The organism is Acinetobacter sp. NIPH 2100, assembly GCF_000369805.1.
Classification (GTDB): domain Bacteria; phylum Pseudomonadota; class Gammaproteobacteria; order Pseudomonadales; family Moraxellaceae; genus Acinetobacter.
Genome location: NZ_KB850224.1, coordinates 2,734,173 through 2,750,171, shown reverse-complemented (window position 1 = coordinate 2,750,171; position 15,999 = coordinate 2,734,173). Strand labels below are relative to the sequence as shown.

General features: G+C 40.6%; 12 protein-coding genes, 3 tRNA genes and 1 pseudogene. 9 read left to right on the top strand and 7 right to left on the bottom strand.

Features of this window, described 5'->3' with window-relative positions:
* The first annotated feature begins 74 nt into the window (after positions 1 to 74).
* Both F887_RS05240 and F887_RS05245 read left to right on the top strand, forming a co-directional pair.
* On the top strand, positions 75 to 2,807 hold the full coding sequence (locus tag F887_RS05240; protein WP_005295797.1) for a TonB-dependent receptor plug domain-containing protein: 2,733 nt from the start codon (positions 75 to 77) through the stop codon (positions 2,805 to 2,807).
* Between the two features lie 7 nt (positions 2,808 to 2,814).
* A pseudogene (locus F887_RS05245) lies at positions 2,815 to 5,587 on the top strand (M1 family metallopeptidase).
* A 60-nt stretch (positions 5,588 to 5,647) separates the two neighbouring features.
* Here the strand turns inward: F887_RS05245 and F887_RS05250 are convergent.
* Together F887_RS05250 and F887_RS05255 are read right to left on the bottom strand one after the other, a co-directional pair.
* Entirely contained in the window at positions 5,648 to 7,012 is a 1,365-nt protein-coding gene (locus F887_RS05250; RefSeq protein ID WP_005295791.1) for an L-cystine transporter, read from the bottom strand.
* 355 nt (positions 7,013 to 7,367) lie between these two features.
* A complete protein-coding gene (locus tag F887_RS05255) occupies positions 7,368 to 7,952 on the bottom strand; it encodes an anthranilate synthase component II (protein WP_005295789.1) in 585 nt (194 codons plus the stop codon).
* 622 nt (positions 7,953 to 8,574) lie between these two features.
* On the opposite strand from F887_RS05255, the gene glnA reads away from it, so the two are divergent.
* The 5 genes from glnA (at position 8,575) to F887_RS05280 (ending at position 13,259) form a co-directional block, all read left to right on the top strand.
* Positions 8,575 to 9,990 (top strand): type I glutamate--ammonia ligase, encoded by a 1,416-nt coding sequence (gene glnA / locus F887_RS05260; RefSeq protein ID WP_171067252.1) that lies wholly within the window; start codon positions 8,575 to 8,577, stop codon positions 9,988 to 9,990.
* A 123-nt stretch (positions 9,991 to 10,113) separates the two neighbouring features.
* Positions 10,114 to 10,605: a chorismate--pyruvate lyase family protein gene (locus F887_RS05265; protein WP_005295786.1), complete on the top strand. Its 492-nt coding sequence runs from the start codon at positions 10,114 to 10,116 to the stop codon at positions 10,603 to 10,605.
* Positions 10,606 to 10,620: 15 nt separating this feature from the next.
* On the top strand, positions 10,621 to 11,502 hold the full coding sequence (gene ubiA / locus F887_RS05270; protein ID WP_005295782.1) for a 4-hydroxybenzoate octaprenyltransferase: 882 nt from the start codon (positions 10,621 to 10,623) through the stop codon (positions 11,500 to 11,502).
* Positions 11,503 to 11,611: 109 nt separating this feature from the next.
* Positions 11,612 to 12,952 (top strand): alpha/beta hydrolase, encoded by a 1,341-nt coding sequence (locus tag F887_RS05275; RefSeq protein WP_005295779.1) that lies wholly within the window; start codon positions 11,612 to 11,614, stop codon positions 12,950 to 12,952.
* A gap of 103 nt (positions 12,953 to 13,055) precedes the next feature.
* A complete protein-coding gene (locus tag F887_RS05280) occupies positions 13,056 to 13,259 on the top strand; it encodes a hypothetical protein (protein ID WP_005295775.1) in 204 nt (67 codons plus the stop codon).
* A gap of 19 nt (positions 13,260 to 13,278) precedes the next feature.
* Here F887_RS05280 and F887_RS0118025 read toward each other — a convergent pair whose 3' ends face one another.
* From F887_RS0118025 to F887_RS05295, 4 genes are all read right to left on the bottom strand, one after another.
* Positions 13,279 to 13,719 (bottom strand): DUF2726 domain-containing protein, encoded by a 441-nt coding sequence (locus F887_RS0118025; protein WP_032863161.1) that lies wholly within the window; start codon positions 13,717 to 13,719, stop codon positions 13,279 to 13,281.
* 58 nt (positions 13,720 to 13,777) lie between these two features.
* Positions 13,778 to 13,853: transfer RNA gene (locus F887_RS05285), tRNA-Asn, on the bottom strand.
* A 9-nt stretch (positions 13,854 to 13,862) separates the two neighbouring features.
* A tRNA-Asn gene (locus tag F887_RS05290) sits at positions 13,863 to 13,938 on the bottom strand.
* A gap of 203 nt (positions 13,939 to 14,141) precedes the next feature.
* A tRNA-Asn gene (locus F887_RS05295) sits at positions 14,142 to 14,217 on the bottom strand.
* Between the two features lie 236 nt (positions 14,218 to 14,453).
* On the opposite strand from F887_RS05295, the gene F887_RS05300 reads away from it, so the two are divergent.
* A complete protein-coding gene (locus F887_RS05300) occupies positions 14,454 to 14,885 on the top strand; it encodes a hypothetical protein (protein ID WP_005295770.1) in 432 nt (143 codons plus the stop codon).
* A gap of 36 nt (positions 14,886 to 14,921) precedes the next feature.
* Here F887_RS05300 and F887_RS05305 read toward each other — a convergent pair whose 3' ends face one another.
* Entirely contained in the window at positions 14,922 to 15,359 is a 438-nt protein-coding gene (locus F887_RS05305; RefSeq protein ID WP_005295769.1) for a PaaI family thioesterase, read from the bottom strand.
* Positions 15,360 to 15,541: 182 nt separating this feature from the next.
* On the opposite strand from F887_RS05305, the gene F887_RS05310 reads away from it, so the two are divergent.
* Positions 15,542 to 15,961, top strand: coding sequence for a GFA family protein (locus F887_RS05310; RefSeq protein WP_005295767.1), 420 nt, complete (start codon positions 15,542 to 15,544; stop codon positions 15,959 to 15,961).
* Positions 15,962 to 15,999 lie beyond the last annotated feature (38 nt).

Genomic DNA, 15,999 nt, shown 5'->3' with positions numbered 1-15,999 from the left:
ATAAAAAATGTGTATAAATCAACTAAATAAAAGTAGATATATTAGGTCGGTCTTAATTTTATTCATTTATAAATATGTACCTAAATTACTTGAAATATCTTGGGGCCGTTAAAAACAAAGGTCGTTTTGTTTTTGTATTTATTGCATGCCTTCATCCATTAGAAACTTATGCTGAGACAAATGTAGAAAAGCCACAAAGCAATGTGACATCGGATAAAGTGGTGCGTGTTGCAGTCACAGGCTCACGTATTTCCAAAGCTCAAAAAGATGGTCCGACCAGTGTAACCGTGATTACCGCAGCAGATATCGAAAAACAGGGCTTTAGCAATGCCTTTGATGCACTCAACAATCTGACCCAAAATACAGGATTTGTACAAGGGGCTGACTATGGCAATACTTTTACGCCTGCCGCCAATGCGATTAGTTTACGAGGTTTGGGGCCGAATCACACCCTGACTTTAATCAATGGACATCGGGTGGCCGACTATCCTGTGCCATATGATGGCGCTGTGAATTTTGTCAATTTAGCCAATATCCCAACCGCAATTATTGATCGTATCGAAATCTTAAACGGGGGGGCTTCTGCCATCTATGGTTCTGATGCCATTGCGGGTGTGGTAAATATTATTCTGAAAAAGAAAACCGATGGAACCCAATTTAATATCAAGGCAGGTGGAACCAAAGAGGGTGGAGAAAACTTACGTTTACAACTGAGTGGCAGTAAAACACTGGATCAACTCAATCTAGTGTATGGACTTGAACTGAGTGGACGAGAACCGATTTGGGCGGCTGATCGTGATTTTATGTCGAGCCGAACGCGTCGAGGGGAAAAACCAGACAATATCGTTGGACGTAAAAATGCCAAGACAGGGCAATATCTTTCAATTGGCGGTTGCCAAGCATTTGATGGTTTATTTAAGGGTTCCGTCCAGAATGCAGGAAAGGTCGGTGCAGATAACTGTGCCAGCGGTTTAGCTCGGCCGACTTACTGGACCGTTCAAACCAAGAATCGTAGCCAAAATGGCTATCTCGGTTTGGATTATGAACTGAATGAAAAAACACAATTATTTGCTGATGTGTTGATCGGTGCCAATCAAATTGAAAATAATACCCGTGGTCCGACATGGACATCTTTAGGTGCAAGTAGTGGCTATTTCCTAAACCAAGAAACGGGAAATTATGAAATTTGGAGTCGTCGTTTTGCACCAGAAGAGTTGGGTGGTGTGGAACAAGCCAATAAAAAATGGAAAGAGCTCTCCACAAATTTAAATTTTGGTATTCGCGGTGATATCGGGGACAGCAGCTGGCGTTATGAAGCTGCCTATAATGGCTCGATTTATACCAGTCAATTACGCAAACAAGGTCTGGTACGTTCGAATGTTGATGAATATTTCTTAGGTCAGCGATTGGGTACTGATCAAGATGGTATTCCAATTTATTCACCGAATCTGGATCGTTTAAGTCGACCACTAACAGCCAGTGAATTTAGAGCTATTTCGGGTACGACAGAAGAAAAAGATAAGTCTTGGGCACAGAGCTTAACTTTAAGTGCCAATGGTGATGTGTTTGAACTCCCAGCAGGAACGGCCAAGCTTGCTGCTGTGGCAGAAATTGGACGCCAAGGTTTTTCAATCAAACCTGATAAGGCGGTGGAAAATGGTGAATTCTATAATGCGACTTCCAGTGGCGAATATGGTGGGGCGCGGACACGGCAAGCCTTGGGTACGGAATTATTCTTACCGCTAGCAAAGCCATTAAATTTAACGCTGTCTGGACGTTATGACCGCTATGCTTTGTCAGATAACAGTATTGATAAATTCACGTTTGGTTCAGGACTTGAGTTTAGGCCACATCCAACCTTATTGGTTCGAGGTAACTACGCGACCAGTTTCCGCGCGCCAGATATGAATTATCTGTTTTTAAATAAACAAAAGGGCTATTTCCCAAGTACCACCGATTATTTACGTTGCAGTCAGACGGGACAAGCTTTAGATAAATGTAGCTTTAAAGATTATTCACCAGGGGCAAACTACACCTTAACGGGCAACAAGGATTTAAAGCCAGAAGAGGGTAAATCTTATGGTGCAGGTTTCGTTTGGTCACCAAGTAATAAGTTTGATATTTCCGTCGATTATTGGGATATCAAAATTGATAATCTAGTGACCAATTTAAGTGAAGATAAAATTTTACATTTAGAAGCAGATTGCCGTTTGGGCGCACAAGATATCAACTCAGCACAATGTGTCGATGCTTTAGCGCGTGTAGAACGGAACCCTGCGAATGCAGTAGTTGATCCAAATGTGATCAAGAATATTAATATCGTTCCGATCAATGCGGCTTCAGATCATACTCGTGGTATTGATTTCACCAGCAGATGGCGTTGGAAAACAGAAAATCTGGGTAATTTCTTGTGGACGGTGAATTATAGCCGCGTGCTTGAACGTGAATATCAACAATCAAAAGACGGTGAGAAAGATAACTACTTAAAAGATTTAACCATTCCAGATTGGAGAGACCGTTTCAATACTAGCCTGAGTTGGAGTTTAGGTGATTGGGCATCGACCGTGCTGGTGAATCGCTATGGCAAAATTCCAAACGGTGATCAAACGACTTATCTAAGCCCAACCTATTTGGTGAACTGGAGTGGAACCTACCAAATTTCGCCAAAAGCTTCTGCTTCAATCATTGTGAATAACCTGTTTGACAAAGTGAAACACGATGACACAGGCGGCTGGCCTTATTATCCAGTAGGATCGTATTCACCATTCGGCCGTCAGGGTTGGCTGGAGTTTAATTATAAATTCTAACAATGATGTGTGGATGCAGCGAAGTGGTACACCATTTGCTGCGTCTTTTTATTTTAAAAACTACAGAGGACAGATCTCCTATGTTGGTCAAACCTTCATTTAAAAAACGATTGCTGCTTACAACATTACTCTCTTTATCAGCAACACAGATTTTTGCATCGAATATCAATGAACAAATTCCAATTGGCAAATTACCTGAATGGGCTGTGCCCGAATCTTATGATTTAGACTTTAAAATTGATCCTGCTCAAAAAGGTTATACGGGCAAAACCACCATTCATTTAAAACTTACTCAAGCAACCGACCATCTCTGGATTCATGGTAAATCGCTGTCGGTGAAAGAGGCGAGTATCGTCTCCGCAGCTGGGCAGAAAACCACAGCCAAATATGAGCAGGCCTCAGAAGTCGATGGCGTGAGTGTGATTAAATTTGCCAAGACATTAGCTGCTGGGCAATATCGTTTAGTACTGGATTTTAATGCAAATTATGATCAGCAACTCGATGGGATCTATAAAATTGAGTTTGAAGGTAAGCCTTATGTCATGACTCAAATGGAAGCCATTAGTGCCCGTCAATCCTTCCCATCTTTTGATGAACCACGTTTTAAAACGCCGTTTAATATTCGCTTGACCATCCCAGACAAATATTCAGGTTTTGCCAATACTAATCAAACAGCGGAGCAGGCGGAAAAGTCGGGCTGGAAAACTTTAAGTTTTGCACAGACCAAACCATTACCGACTTATTTACTTGCGCTGGCAGTCGGGCCTTGGCAATTACAAAAAGGTCCAGATATTGCTGCAACACAATGGCGCAAAGATGCTATTCAACTGCGCGGGATTGCACCAGATGGCAAGGCCGTAAAAATGCAGCAGGCTTTGTCGGAAACACCTGCAATTTTAAAAACCCTAGAAGATTATTTTGCTTTTGGCTATCCCTTTGACAAATTAGACTTGCTTGCCGCACCTGATTTTGCTGCGGGTGCAATGGAAAATCCAGGGTTGATTACCTTTAGAGATTATTTGATGCTATTGGACAAAGACTCTCCTGTGTCATTTGTACAGAGCTCTTTTAATGTCAATGCACACGAGTTGGCACATCAATGGTTTGGAGATGTAGTGACGATGCCGTGGTGGGATGACTTGTGGTTGAATGAATCTTTTGCCACTTGGATGCAAAGTAAAATAACGCAACAATTACATCCAGAGTTTAATGCTGATCTTGAACGTGTAGTCGATACTGCAGGTGCAATGAAAAGCGATAGCTTGGTCAGTGTACGCCGTATCCGTCAGCCCATTTTAAGTAACGCCGATATTCAAACTGCTTTTGATGGTATTACCTATCAAAAAGGCGCGGCCGTTTTAAATATGTTTGAAAGTTATTTAGGTGAGGAAAAGTTCAAACAAGGGGTGCGGAATTATATCAACAAGCACCAATATGGTAGTGCTACCGCCAATGATTTAATCAGTTCCCTTGCAGAGCAGTCTGGACAGGCTGAACGTTTTAGTAAAGCAGTGAAAAGTTTTATTGATCAACCTGGTGTACCTTTGCTGAGTACTTCATTGCAGCAACAAGGCAATAAAGTCTTTTTAAATGTGAAACAAACGCGTTATTTACCCGTCGGTTCAACTGGGGATGCGAATAGTCTTTGGGGTGTACCATTATGTGTACGCTACGAAGTTCCAAATGCTGCAAGCAAAGTTCAATGTGAACTGGTTGACCGAGCTGAAGCCAAAATTGAACTCAAAGGCGCAAGTATTAACAGTTGGTATATTCCAAATGCAGATGCTGCGGGATATTACCAATTTAGTTTGCCTGAACCAGAGCTTGCTCGTCTAACAGCGGCGACAGAGAAACTTTCTAACACTGAACAATTGGCTTATGCCTATGCGGTTTCAGCAGCATTTAACCATGGGGATATTAACTTGCTGGCGGTGGTGGATGTGGCGAAGAAATTTGCCGACTCGAATAGCCGCCAAATTAGTACAGCATTGTTTCAGCAGCTTAGCGTCATACAACGTCATGTGTTGAAGACCGAGGCAGAACGTGAACACTTGAGAAAGGTTTTGGCGAATTTGTATTTACCAAAATTGAATCAGTTGGGCTATACCAGTAAAGCAGGTGAATCTGCCGAAGATAGCTTATGGCGAAGCGAATTAGCACAGTTCCTTGCATTGGAAATTCAGGTGCCAGAAGTCCGCCAAAAACTCTTAAAGCAATCTGATGCTTTATTTGAACAGACGCAACTGAACTTTGCTCAGCTTACGCCAGAATTATTACCGACGATTTTAGCTGTACGTGTCCAAGAAAAAGGACAGCCTACATTTGATCGTTTAGTGGGCGAGTTACAACGCATCACGCAACCGACACAACGTCTGGCGATTCTGTCTGCTTTAGGTTCAGCCAATCAGGCAGATACACGTCAGCAGGCACGTCAGCTCGTTCTTGATCCACGTGTGAAAGTTGGTGAAGTACGTACTGTGATTAACGCAATCAATAACTATAGCGGTGAACAAGGTGGACTGTGGTCTTGGTTTAAAACCAATCATGATGCTGTGTTTGATCGTTTAGGTAAGTCTTCAGCAGGACGTTTCCCTGCATTATTTAGCGGAGCAGCATGTTCACAGCAAGAAGCAACGCAGCTAAATACATTCTTTGCAGCACGAACCAAAGAGTTGGTCGGAGTTGAGCGGGGTTTAAATCAAACCAAAGAACGTATCCAACTCTGTGAATCTCTGGTCGCGAAACAAGATGGATCTATTGTGCAACAGCTAAAATTGTAATTTATTCAGCTATAAAAAAAGCCAACTGATCATCGTTGGCTTTTTTTATTTGTAGCTCGTTTAAGCATCATTATCGGGCTGTGGATTTCGAACACCCAACAATTGACTGGTCGCAGTACCTGCCGTCATAGAACCATTCACATTTAACGCGGTGCGTCCCATATCAATGAGTGGTTCAATTGAAATGAGTAAGGCCACTAAAGTAATCGGTAAGCCCATCGCAGGAAGCACGATTAAAGCAGCAAAAGTCGCACCACCACCCACACCTGCAACCCCAATTGAGCTGAGAGTGACCACAACAACCAATTGGGCAATCCATAACGGATCAAGTGGATTAATACCGACTGTTGGTGCAACCATCACCGCAAGCATTGCAGGGTATAAACCAGCACAACCATTTTGACCAATGGTCGCACCAAATGAAGCCGAGAAGCTGGCAATGCCTTCGGGTACACCCAGTTGCTTGGTTTGCGCTTCAATATTCAATGGAATACTGGCTGCACTTGAGCGACTGGTAAATGCAAAGGTTAAAACAGGGAAAACCTTCTTGAAAAAGTCGATTGGGTTGACACGTACAAACAGCAGAATCAGTGCATGTACGATGAACATAATCGCTAGGCCAAGATAAGAGGCAACTAAGAATTCACCAAGTTTTACGATATCAGCTACGTTTGCTGTTGCCACCATTTTAGTCATCAATGCCAATACACCATAAGGTGTAAATTGCATGACTAAACGTACCAGACTGATGACCAAAGCTTGTAGTGCTTCAATTCCATGTCTGATTCTTTCGCCGTTAATGGTGTCTTTATCCATCAGTTTTAAGGCTGCTACACCTAAAAAAGCAGAGAAAATCACAACACTGATAATCGCTGTAGGGCGGGCGCCAGTTAAATCGGCAAATGGGTTTTGTGGAAATAAAGAAAGCAATAGTTTTGGAACATCTAAATCTGTAACTTGACCAATGTATTGACTTTGAATAGTCGCTAGCCGAGCCGCTTCTTTGGTACCTTGTACCAGTCCTTCAGCGGTTAAGCCAAATAAGTTGGTAATCCCAGCACCGACAAGTGCCGCAATAGCCGTTGTGACGAGCAAGATACCAATCACGAGTACACTGATTTTTCCAAGTGATGTGGTTTGGTGTAGTTTCACCACCGCACTTAAAATTGAAATAAAAATCAGTGGCATGATCACCATTTGTAATAGTTGTACATAACCATTACCAACGAGGTTAATCCATGCAATTGAATGTTCAATAATAGGGTTGTCGCCGTAGATCGCTTTCAGTGCTAAACCAAAAAAGATACCGACGATCATACCGATCAGAACTTTTTTGGAGAGACTCCAATCTTTACGGTAGCTAAAAAACAATCCTGCCATGAGCAGGACGAAAACAATAATATTCAATAAAACCAAGGTATTCACAATAGGTTATCCTGATAAATCATTCAGGGGGAATGCTAAGAACAATGACTTAGATTCTATCATCCAGCCGCCCTGAAACTTAATCATTCCTATGACTATAGTTAATCTAAAAAAGTAAAAAGCAATTCACGCTGCTAGAAAACACATATTGAACTTACTTTTTATAACGTGTGAAAAGTGGATTAATTATTGAAAAAGAATGACTTGTTTTAAATGTATTTTTTCACTTGTATTTTAATGCTGTAAATTTATGCAGTATGTATGAGTTGTATATTGTTTTTATATGTTCAAAATAAAAACAGCCTATTCATAAAAAATAGGCTGTTTAAAGATGAAGTATGCTCAAGTCTTGAGACTAAGCATAAATATCCAAGAAGTTTTTGAAAATTTGATGGCCATGTTCACTTAAAATAGACTCGGGGTGGAACTGGACACCTTCAACAGGGAGTGTCTTATGTTTTACACCCATGATTTCTTCTATCGTACCATCTGCTTGATTGGTCCAGCAGGTGACTTCTAGGCATTCAGGCAAAGTTTCCTGTTCAATCACCAATGAATGATACCGTGTCGCTGCAAACGGAGAGGGCAAATTGCTAAAAATTCCTTTGTCGCTATGGTGCATGTCGGATAGGCGACCATGCATCACGGTTTTAGCACGAATGATGTTGCCACCAAAGGCTTGTCCAATCGCTTGATGACCTAAACAGACACCCAGTAACGGAATTTTGCCAGCAAAGTGATTGATGGATGGAATTGAGATACCTGCTTCACTTGGTGAACAAGGGCCAGGGCCAATCACCAGATATTTCGGCTGCCATCGTTCAATATCCTCTAATGTCACTTGATCATTACGAACAACTTTTACTTCTTGGTTCAACTCGCCAAAGTATTGAACGATGTTGTAAGTAAATGAGTCATAATTGTCAATCATTAGAAGCATGATTATAACCTTTTGAAAAATATGCACTTAATTGTGCTATTGAATTCGATAAACCGATCTGAACGCTATTTGATTTCATCTATTGTTAATAGAAGAAGGATTATTCTAGCGTTAGCGGGAAATCATCATATCAAAACCGATGATTAATGTGGAAAATTTTGAAACAAGGCATTGGTTGAAATCTGGTAGATTTTATTGCTTTGCAACACCTGCTTAATCGAGAATAAATTTTGTAATTGAAAGACTTGGTAAAAAAATAAGAAAGTGAATTGAAAGTCTAAATGAATTGATTGGAATGATCTTGAAAAGAATGATATAAAAAGCCAATTTATGCTAAGAATAATAGCGTAATTGGCACTACATTGGTTCTTTGTTATATGTATTGCACTATTTTGGTTCATTTTGTCTTTTTTAGGGACGCGCCAAAATAGGAATGTGTAAATATGGTGCGTTTTTGGATATAAGCATTATAGTAGACATAGGACATGGAGCTTAAAGCATTTTTTCTGCGAAGAATTTCAATGTTTTAGGTATGCTTTAAAATTGTTGGTATGATAATTGCTAATTAGATATCAACAACTAACACGCACTTAACAGGTGCATAGAAATTTCATTGGAGCAAATGAGCATGGCGAACAAGGTCCTTCAACTCATCAAAGAAAGTGGCGCAAAATGGGTCGATTTTCGCTTTACTGATACTAAGGGTAAAGAGCAGCACGTAACTTACCCAGCTGACACGATTGATGAAGATACATTTGAAGACGGTAAAATGTTTGATGGTTCTTCAATCGCTGGTTGGAAAGGCATTGAAGCGTCTGACATGATCTTACGTCCAGATGCTGAAACAGGTTTTCTTGACCCGTTCTTTGCTGAGCCTACAGTTGTTGTGACTTGTGACGTTATTGAGCCATCTACTGGTCAAGGTTACGAGCGTGACCCACGTTCGATTGCTCGTCGTGCGGAAGAATATTTAAAATCTACAGGTATCGGTGATACTGCATTCTTTGGTCCAGAACCAGAATTCTTTGTTTTTGACGAAGTAAAATGGGACATCGACATGTCTGGCGCGCGTCATACATTGATCGCTGAAGAAGCTGCATGGTCAACTGGTAAAGATTACGAAGCGGGTAACTCTGGTCACCGTCCACGTGTTAAAGGCGGTTACTTCCCAGTTCCTCCTGTTGATTCTTCACAAGATATGCGTGCTGAAATGTGTGCAAAAATCGAAGACATCATGGGTCCTGGTCGTGTAGAAGTACATCACCACGAAGTTGCATCTTGCCAATTAGAAATTGGTGTGAGCTTCAATACTTTAGTTCGTAAAGCGGACGAAGTTCAACAGTTCAAATATGCAGTTTGGAACGTTGCGCATCAATATGCTAAAACAGCAACATTTATGCCTAAACCAATGGTAGGTGACAACGGTTCTGGTATGCACGTTCACATGTCAATCTCTAAAGATGGCAAGAACTTGTTTGCTGGTGATGAATATGCTGGCTTATCAGAAATGGCATTATTCTTTATCGGTGGTGTGATCAAGCATGCTCGTGCATTAAATGCGATCACAAACCCTTCTACGAACTCGTACAAGCGTTTGGTTCCTCACTTCGAAGCACCAATTATGCTTGCTTACTCAGCGCGTAACCGTTCTGCATCTATCCGTATTCCTTACGTTTCTAGCCCTAAAGGCAAGCGTATCGAAGCACGTTTCCCAGATCCAATGATGAACCCGTACTTAGGTTTTGCGGCATTATTGATGGCGGGTATCGACGGTATCCAAAACAAGATTCACCCAGGTGAAGCTGCTGATAAGAACTTGTATGATCTTCCTCCTGAAGAAGAAGCGAAAATCCCAACAGTTGCTCACAGCTTGGATATGGCACTTGAAGCTCTTCAAAATGACCATGAGTTCCTGTTGAAAGGTGGTGTATTCACTAAAGAAATGCTTGATGCATATATCGAACTTAAAACTGAAGATGTACGTCGTCTTAACACGACAACTCACCCAGTTGAATTTGATATGTACTACAGCCTGTAATACATCCAATTCAAAAAAGCTCGCTTCGGCGAGCTTTTTTTATGTTTTTGATTCAATTGAAAGTCATACGTTTTTACCAAGAAATTGATGTACACTAATCGCGATGTTTTTAGTGAGCCAAGCATGCGAAATTTACGACCAAACAGAATAAAGGGCAAAGAAATCTCGATTGATTTAAAAAAATGGTTGTATGCATCTGGTTCGCTAACTCAACAATTAACCGATTTAGGTCACGGTCAGTTCCATGTTGAGCGGTTGAGGGAACATTATCAGCGTTTAACCTTTGCGGATAGCCAATGGATGCAGATGCCATCTCATCATATAGGTTGGGTGCGCGAAACTCATCTTTATGGCAGTGAAGAACAGGCATGGGTTAAAGCAAAAAGTATTTTTCCGATTCTGAGTATGCAAAAAAAAGCACGCTTGTTTCGGCATATCCGTAATAAGCCGATTGGCTGGTTTTTATTTCAAAGAACAAATCCTGCTTGCGAACGACGAGTGATTCATCTTGAAGAAGGGTGGACGCGGCAGAGTTGCTATACATGGCATGGATGTAAATTTATTGTGCAAGAAACATTTTTACCTGCATTTGAACAATTTATTCGACAGCATTGACTCTAAGGATTCATCATGGAAACGGTGCAACACACAACCTGGCGACAACGTTTAGAAGCCTATTACTATTTATGTCGCTTCGATAAACCGATTGGCACAGAACTGGTTTTTTGGCCAACTATGTGGGCTTTATGGATTGCTGCGGGGGGGCTACCTCCATTGCAGATTCTGATTGCGATGGTTTTGGGTACGATTTTTATGCGTGCAGCGGGTTGTGCGATCAATGATTTTGCAGATCGTAAAGTTGATGCGCATGTAGAGCGGACTAAAACACGTCCATTGGCGACAGGTGTTATTCGTCCACGTGAAGCAGTTTATGTTTTTCTTGCATTAGTCGCAGCAAGTGCCTGCACTTTATTTTTCCTGCCGATTGCCACGTTTTATTGCGCGCTTGCGGGTTTAGTGCTGGCATTTATTTATCCTTTTATGAAGCGTTATACCCACTTACCACAAGTTGTTTTGGGTATGGCATTTTCATGGGGAATTCCCATGTCTTTTACGGCGATGGGTAAACCACTCGATTTAACCTGTTGGCTTTTGTATTTTGGTAATTTGGCGTGGACGGTTGCCTACGATACTCAATATGCGATTACAGATCGTGAATATGATTTGAAAATTGGGGTGAAATCAACAGCAATTCTATTTGGTCGTTATGATATCCAGATCATTGGTTTACTTCAGATTCTCAGCTTGCTCCTTATCGGTGGTGCTTTATATTTAGAAAATCTGCTATTGCCATTTGGATTGATTGCTTTATTGATCGTTGCTGCTGATTTTGTCTATCAGGCATTTAAAACCAAAGATCGTGATCCACAAATTTGTTTTTGGGCATTCCGTCACAATCGCTGGGTCGGGCTGATTATTTTTATTGGAATTTTTTTAGAATTAATATCTTAAACTGACTGAATAGTTGAAAAGTGTTCTATGCAGAGCACTTTTTTTATGCCTTAATAATGTGGCATGTAGTTTCATGCTTAAAATAAAACAAGGACTAAAAGGACATTTTATGAAACGGTCTAAAATTGCGTTGGCAATGACATTCTCTATTTCTGCATTATTTTTAACCGCATGTAATGACAATGATGATGACTATACTGGGGTGGATTCGGAAAAAACCTATCTGTCTGAAACTACTTATTCGAAAGATAAAGTAGATAATGCATCGTCAATTAAAGTAATGACTTATAACATGGTCAATGTCCAAGGGCGTACAGCAAAAGCGACGGCACTGGTGATGTTTCCAAAAGCTGCTCAACCTACTGATGGTTACCGAGTTGTGGTTTGGGAACATGGCACAGTTGGTGTTGCGGATAGTTGTGCACCAAGTAACAATGCAATCGGCGCTCGCTTTAGAATTTTAGCTGAAAGCTTATTAGAGGCAGGTTATGTTGTTGTTGCGCCTGATTATGAAGGTTTAGGTACGCCAGGTATTCATCCATATCTTAACTTGGGTAGTGAGGCGAAATCTGCGATTGCAGCTGTAAAAGCAGCTAAAGATCATTATGGTGCCAAGCTAAATGGGGAGTGGATGTCTGCTGGTCAATCTCAAGGTGGTCAGGCATCTTTAGGGACTGCGGAGTATGCAAATGCGGATGCAACCTATAAGGGAGCTGTGGCTGGAGCACCTGCATCGAGTTTAGGAAAGATTATCTTAGAGGTTGCACCTACTGCTTTGGCAGGGATTGAGTTAAAAGAAATAGCAGCAGGAGTACCGTTAGCAAAACGAGTATCTGTTGATTCCTATGCAACTTTACTTGCTTATGCTGCATTGACAGGTGTTGGGATTAAAGCATATGAGCCAAGATTCAATTATCGAGACATTTTCCAAGAACGTGCAAAATCTCTTGCAGAATTTGCTGAAGGTACCACAGGTGAAAATGGTCTTTGTTTAGATAATGAAGCTGATCCAAGCTTAAGTCTTATTGAGAAGTTTAAAGCTGATATCATTAAGTTTATGACGGATAATCCTGATAAAAAAGTTATGGACTATCCAGGGTTAGATACTAATAACTTTAAAAATAATGAAACAGTGCAGAAGTTTCTAGTTGCAAACCAACCTGGAACGAAACGTATTGATAAGCCAGTTTATATTGTTCAGGGAACTGCGGATACAAATGTTCCATTCCCTGTTACACAGGTATTGGTTGCTAATTTGCAAGCATTAGGGTCACCAAGTGTTAAACTGGACCCTGTTGTAAATGCAACGCATACTCAGGCAATTGTGTGTAGAAACCTTGATGTATATAACTTTATTCAATCTAAGATGCCTGCTAAAACAAATATAGTGGTTGATCCAGCTAAGATTGATGCAAGTAAAAATGAGCAATGTACAGGTGTGAAGCCATAATATTTGTGGTTTCAAGCTAATAAAAAAGAGTCTCTTTATCGGGGCTCTTTTTTGTTATATTGTTGCACTGTTTAAAGCCATGCAATTTGAGTTTAAATCACTTATGAGCCAGCCACCTGTTGAGAAAAAGTCAGTCCCTTGGTTATTAATGAGTTTGGGATTGTTGATTCCAATTTTTATTGTAGGTATGGCATTTGTTGCTGCCAAAAGTGATGCGCAAACCAAGAAAAAATATGATCAACAACGTGCTGAGATTGCAAAAAAGTTTGAGCAGCAGAAAAATGCTGAACAGGCAAAGACTGAATAATTTTTCTTAGAAAGACGGACTATCGAAGATCCATCTGTAACTGCCTTATAGATGGAATTTCAGTGTAACGCTGTACCTGATAGCCTGCTTCTCGTAGCATCTGATCGCGCTTTTTATCTTCTAGCTCTTTGCCTAAATGGCTTGGATCATCTAACTCAATAATCGCCAAAACATTCATGTCCTGATCCAGAACCACAAAGTCTGTGACCTTGCGATTGAACTTGCTGCGAATTTTATAATGGTCGCTGGTAATCAATGCACTAAATGCAACCTGAGCCAGAACATGATGCTGAGGAAATGCTTGCTGTAAACGCATAAACATACGCGATTCAAACGAAGTGATGACAGGTCGGGCAAAGAACTTTTGCTTGGGGAAGAAAGGACGTGTGCAGCTGAATAGCAATATAGCTGTACTTATAAACCCAATGGTTAGAAATAGGAGGTGATTTGATTCAAACATGTATTTATCAAAGAGCAAATAAAAAACCCACTCAATTAAGAGTGGGTTTTTAGAATCTTGGCTCTCCCACCTGGGCTCGAACCAGGGACCTGCGGATTAACAGTCCGTCGCTCTACCGACTGAGCTATGGGAGAATAGTAGATTGGCTCTCCAACCTGGGCTCGAACCAGGGACCTGCGGATTAACAGTCCGTCGCTCTACCGACTGAGCTATGGGAGAATCTGGATATGCATTCTATGCATGAAGGAGGCAGTGGTCAAGTGATTCACAAGAAAAAATTTAAATATTGATTTAACTGTACTTTTTATCAGCATTTCAGCTGTTTTGTTCATCTGAATCGCTTTGGTAATAATAAATATTGCGTAGATTTTAGCGATACAATAAAAAAGCCCAGATCATTGATCTGGGCTTTTTTAGAATCTTGGCTCTCCCACCTGGGCTCGAACCAGGGACCTGCGGATTAACAGTCCGTCGCTCTACCGACTGAGCTATGGGAGAATCTGAGTGCCATTATAGGCAGCTTTTAAAATTGGTCAAGATAAAAGTGTCATGTTTCTTTCATTTTTATATCGTATGCTTTTTATTTGCACAATTACGATAAAGTTGGAAAAATAACTTGAACTTTGAACAGGCTATTGCTAGATTCGAATTAGAAAGAGCGTTTAGATATTCATCTAAACAGTGTGGATTTAACCCTACTTGCCAGCACTAAAATGGCTAAACTGGAGATCGTGATGACGATTCTTAGCATTCAATCTATTTTTTCAAACCTTTCATTTTATCAAGAGCATTATCTCGAAATTATTCAAGATTCTGCGCAATATTATACGCCCGTCGAAAATTCATTTTTAAATACTTTTCCGTTTAAACAACAAGCCTTGTATCTCGGTGATTTGTTACAACTATGGTTTGGTAATAAATGGAAAATCGAAAATGCAAAAAATCTGTTAGTACAAAAAAATGCAGCAACACTTGATGAGCATGCACCGCTGTATTTATTTCAGTTAGGCGGTGAACTTTTTTTAGGTGCCAATACAGCACTGGCTTGGTCTATTGCGGAACAGAAGGTTGTTACTGTACAGGTCAAAAGTATTTGGCAATATGCGGTATTTAGTCATTTGTGTATTCGACCAAAAAAGTTTCAAGCAACTCAAGCGATTGCATAGGGCTATAAGGAAATAGCCCATTTGCCTTAAATATTTTTATGGGCGAATAACCATGCAAGTGGCGGTAGCATGTGCATAAAGCTTTCCATCCGCATCGACAATCTTGCCTTCGGAAATGCCAAGGTTCTTACTCATATTGATGATGCTACCGGTTGCAATGAGCTTTTGGTTTTTAGGAATAGGGCGGCACATTTTAATATTCAGATCGATCGTGCCATAACCTACACCTGCGTCTAGAAGTGTATGAACAGCACACCCAGTGACCGAATCGAGTACGGTCGCAGCAAAACCACCATGTACTCCACCTAAGGGATTGAGGTGGCGTTGATCTGCTTGAACTTCAAATTTGATAAATCCTTCTGCAACTTCGACTGGTTGCATCGGGATAGTTTCACTAATACTGGCAGGTGGAATTTTTCCTTCACACATCGCTGTTAAAAACTCAAGTCCGTTCATTTCTTTCGGGTGTTTCATCTTATTTATCCTTTATAGTTCCAAAATAGAACTCGTATATAAAATAGACTTTGTGGTCGCAAGTGTCAAGTATCACAGCCGCTAAGCATCTGTTTTACAAATTGTTCGTTGCTAAAGATTTGGATTGTTTTATGCTATTTGAAAAATCATGCATAACAATTCTGAATAAAAGGTAAATGATAATGAATGGACAATGCGTTTGTGGTGAAACCACATTTGAAGTTGAATTAAGCAATCACGATGTGCATGCCTGTCACTGCTCAATCTGCCGTAGACAAACCAGTGGTGTGATTATGACCATTGATGTTAAGCGAGACAGTCTAAAATTTTTAAAACAAGATCATTTGTCGGTGTATAACTCATCCGCTTGGGGCGAACGTGGTTTTTGTAATGTCTGTGGCACCAATTTATTTTGGCGAACCAAAGACCAGAGTTACTGCAATATCAATGCTTTTGCATTGAATGAGCCACCACAAGATTTGAATCTTGATCTAGAAATTTATATTGATTGTAAACCTGAGTTTTATGCTTTTGAAAATTCGACCAAGAAAATGACCGAAGCAGAGGTGGTCGCGTTATTTAGCGGAGAATCCTCAGAATAGGGCTGATCATTTTTGATTTAAAAGTAAATAGATATAAA

Bases quoted from the DNA above. Each gene is read 5' to 3' on its own strand.
- F887_RS05240 (WP_005295797.1), top strand. From the start codon at position 75: ATGTACCTAAATTACTTGAAATATCTTGGGGCCGTTAAAAACAAAGGT.
- F887_RS05255 (WP_005295789.1), bottom strand. From the start codon at position 7,952: ATGCTTCTAATGATTGACAATTATGACTCATTTACTTACAACATCGTT.
- glnA (WP_171067252.1), top strand. From the start codon at position 8,575: ATGAGCATGGCGAACAAGGTCCTTCAACTCATCAAAGAAAGTGGCGCA.
- F887_RS05265 (WP_005295786.1), top strand. From the start codon at position 10,114: ATGCGAAATTTACGACCAAACAGAATAAAGGGCAAAGAAATCTCGATT.
- ubiA (WP_005295782.1), top strand. From the start codon at position 10,621: ATGGAAACGGTGCAACACACAACCTGGCGACAACGTTTAGAAGCCTAT.
- F887_RS05275 (WP_005295779.1), top strand. From the start codon at position 11,612: ATGAAACGGTCTAAAATTGCGTTGGCAATGACATTCTCTATTTCTGCA.
- F887_RS05280 (WP_005295775.1), top strand. From the start codon at position 13,056: ATGAGCCAGCCACCTGTTGAGAAAAAGTCAGTCCCTTGGTTATTAATG.
- F887_RS0118025 (WP_032863161.1), bottom strand. From the start codon at position 13,719: ATGTTTGAATCAAATCACCTCCTATTTCTAACCATTGGGTTTATAAGT.
- F887_RS05300 (WP_005295770.1), top strand. From the start codon at position 14,454: ATGACGATTCTTAGCATTCAATCTATTTTTTCAAACCTTTCATTTTAT.
- F887_RS05305 (WP_005295769.1), bottom strand. From the start codon at position 15,359: ATGAAACACCCGAAAGAAATGAACGGACTTGAGTTTTTAACAGCGATG.
- F887_RS05310 (WP_005295767.1), top strand. From the start codon at position 15,542: ATGAATGGACAATGCGTTTGTGGTGAAACCACATTTGAAGTTGAATTA.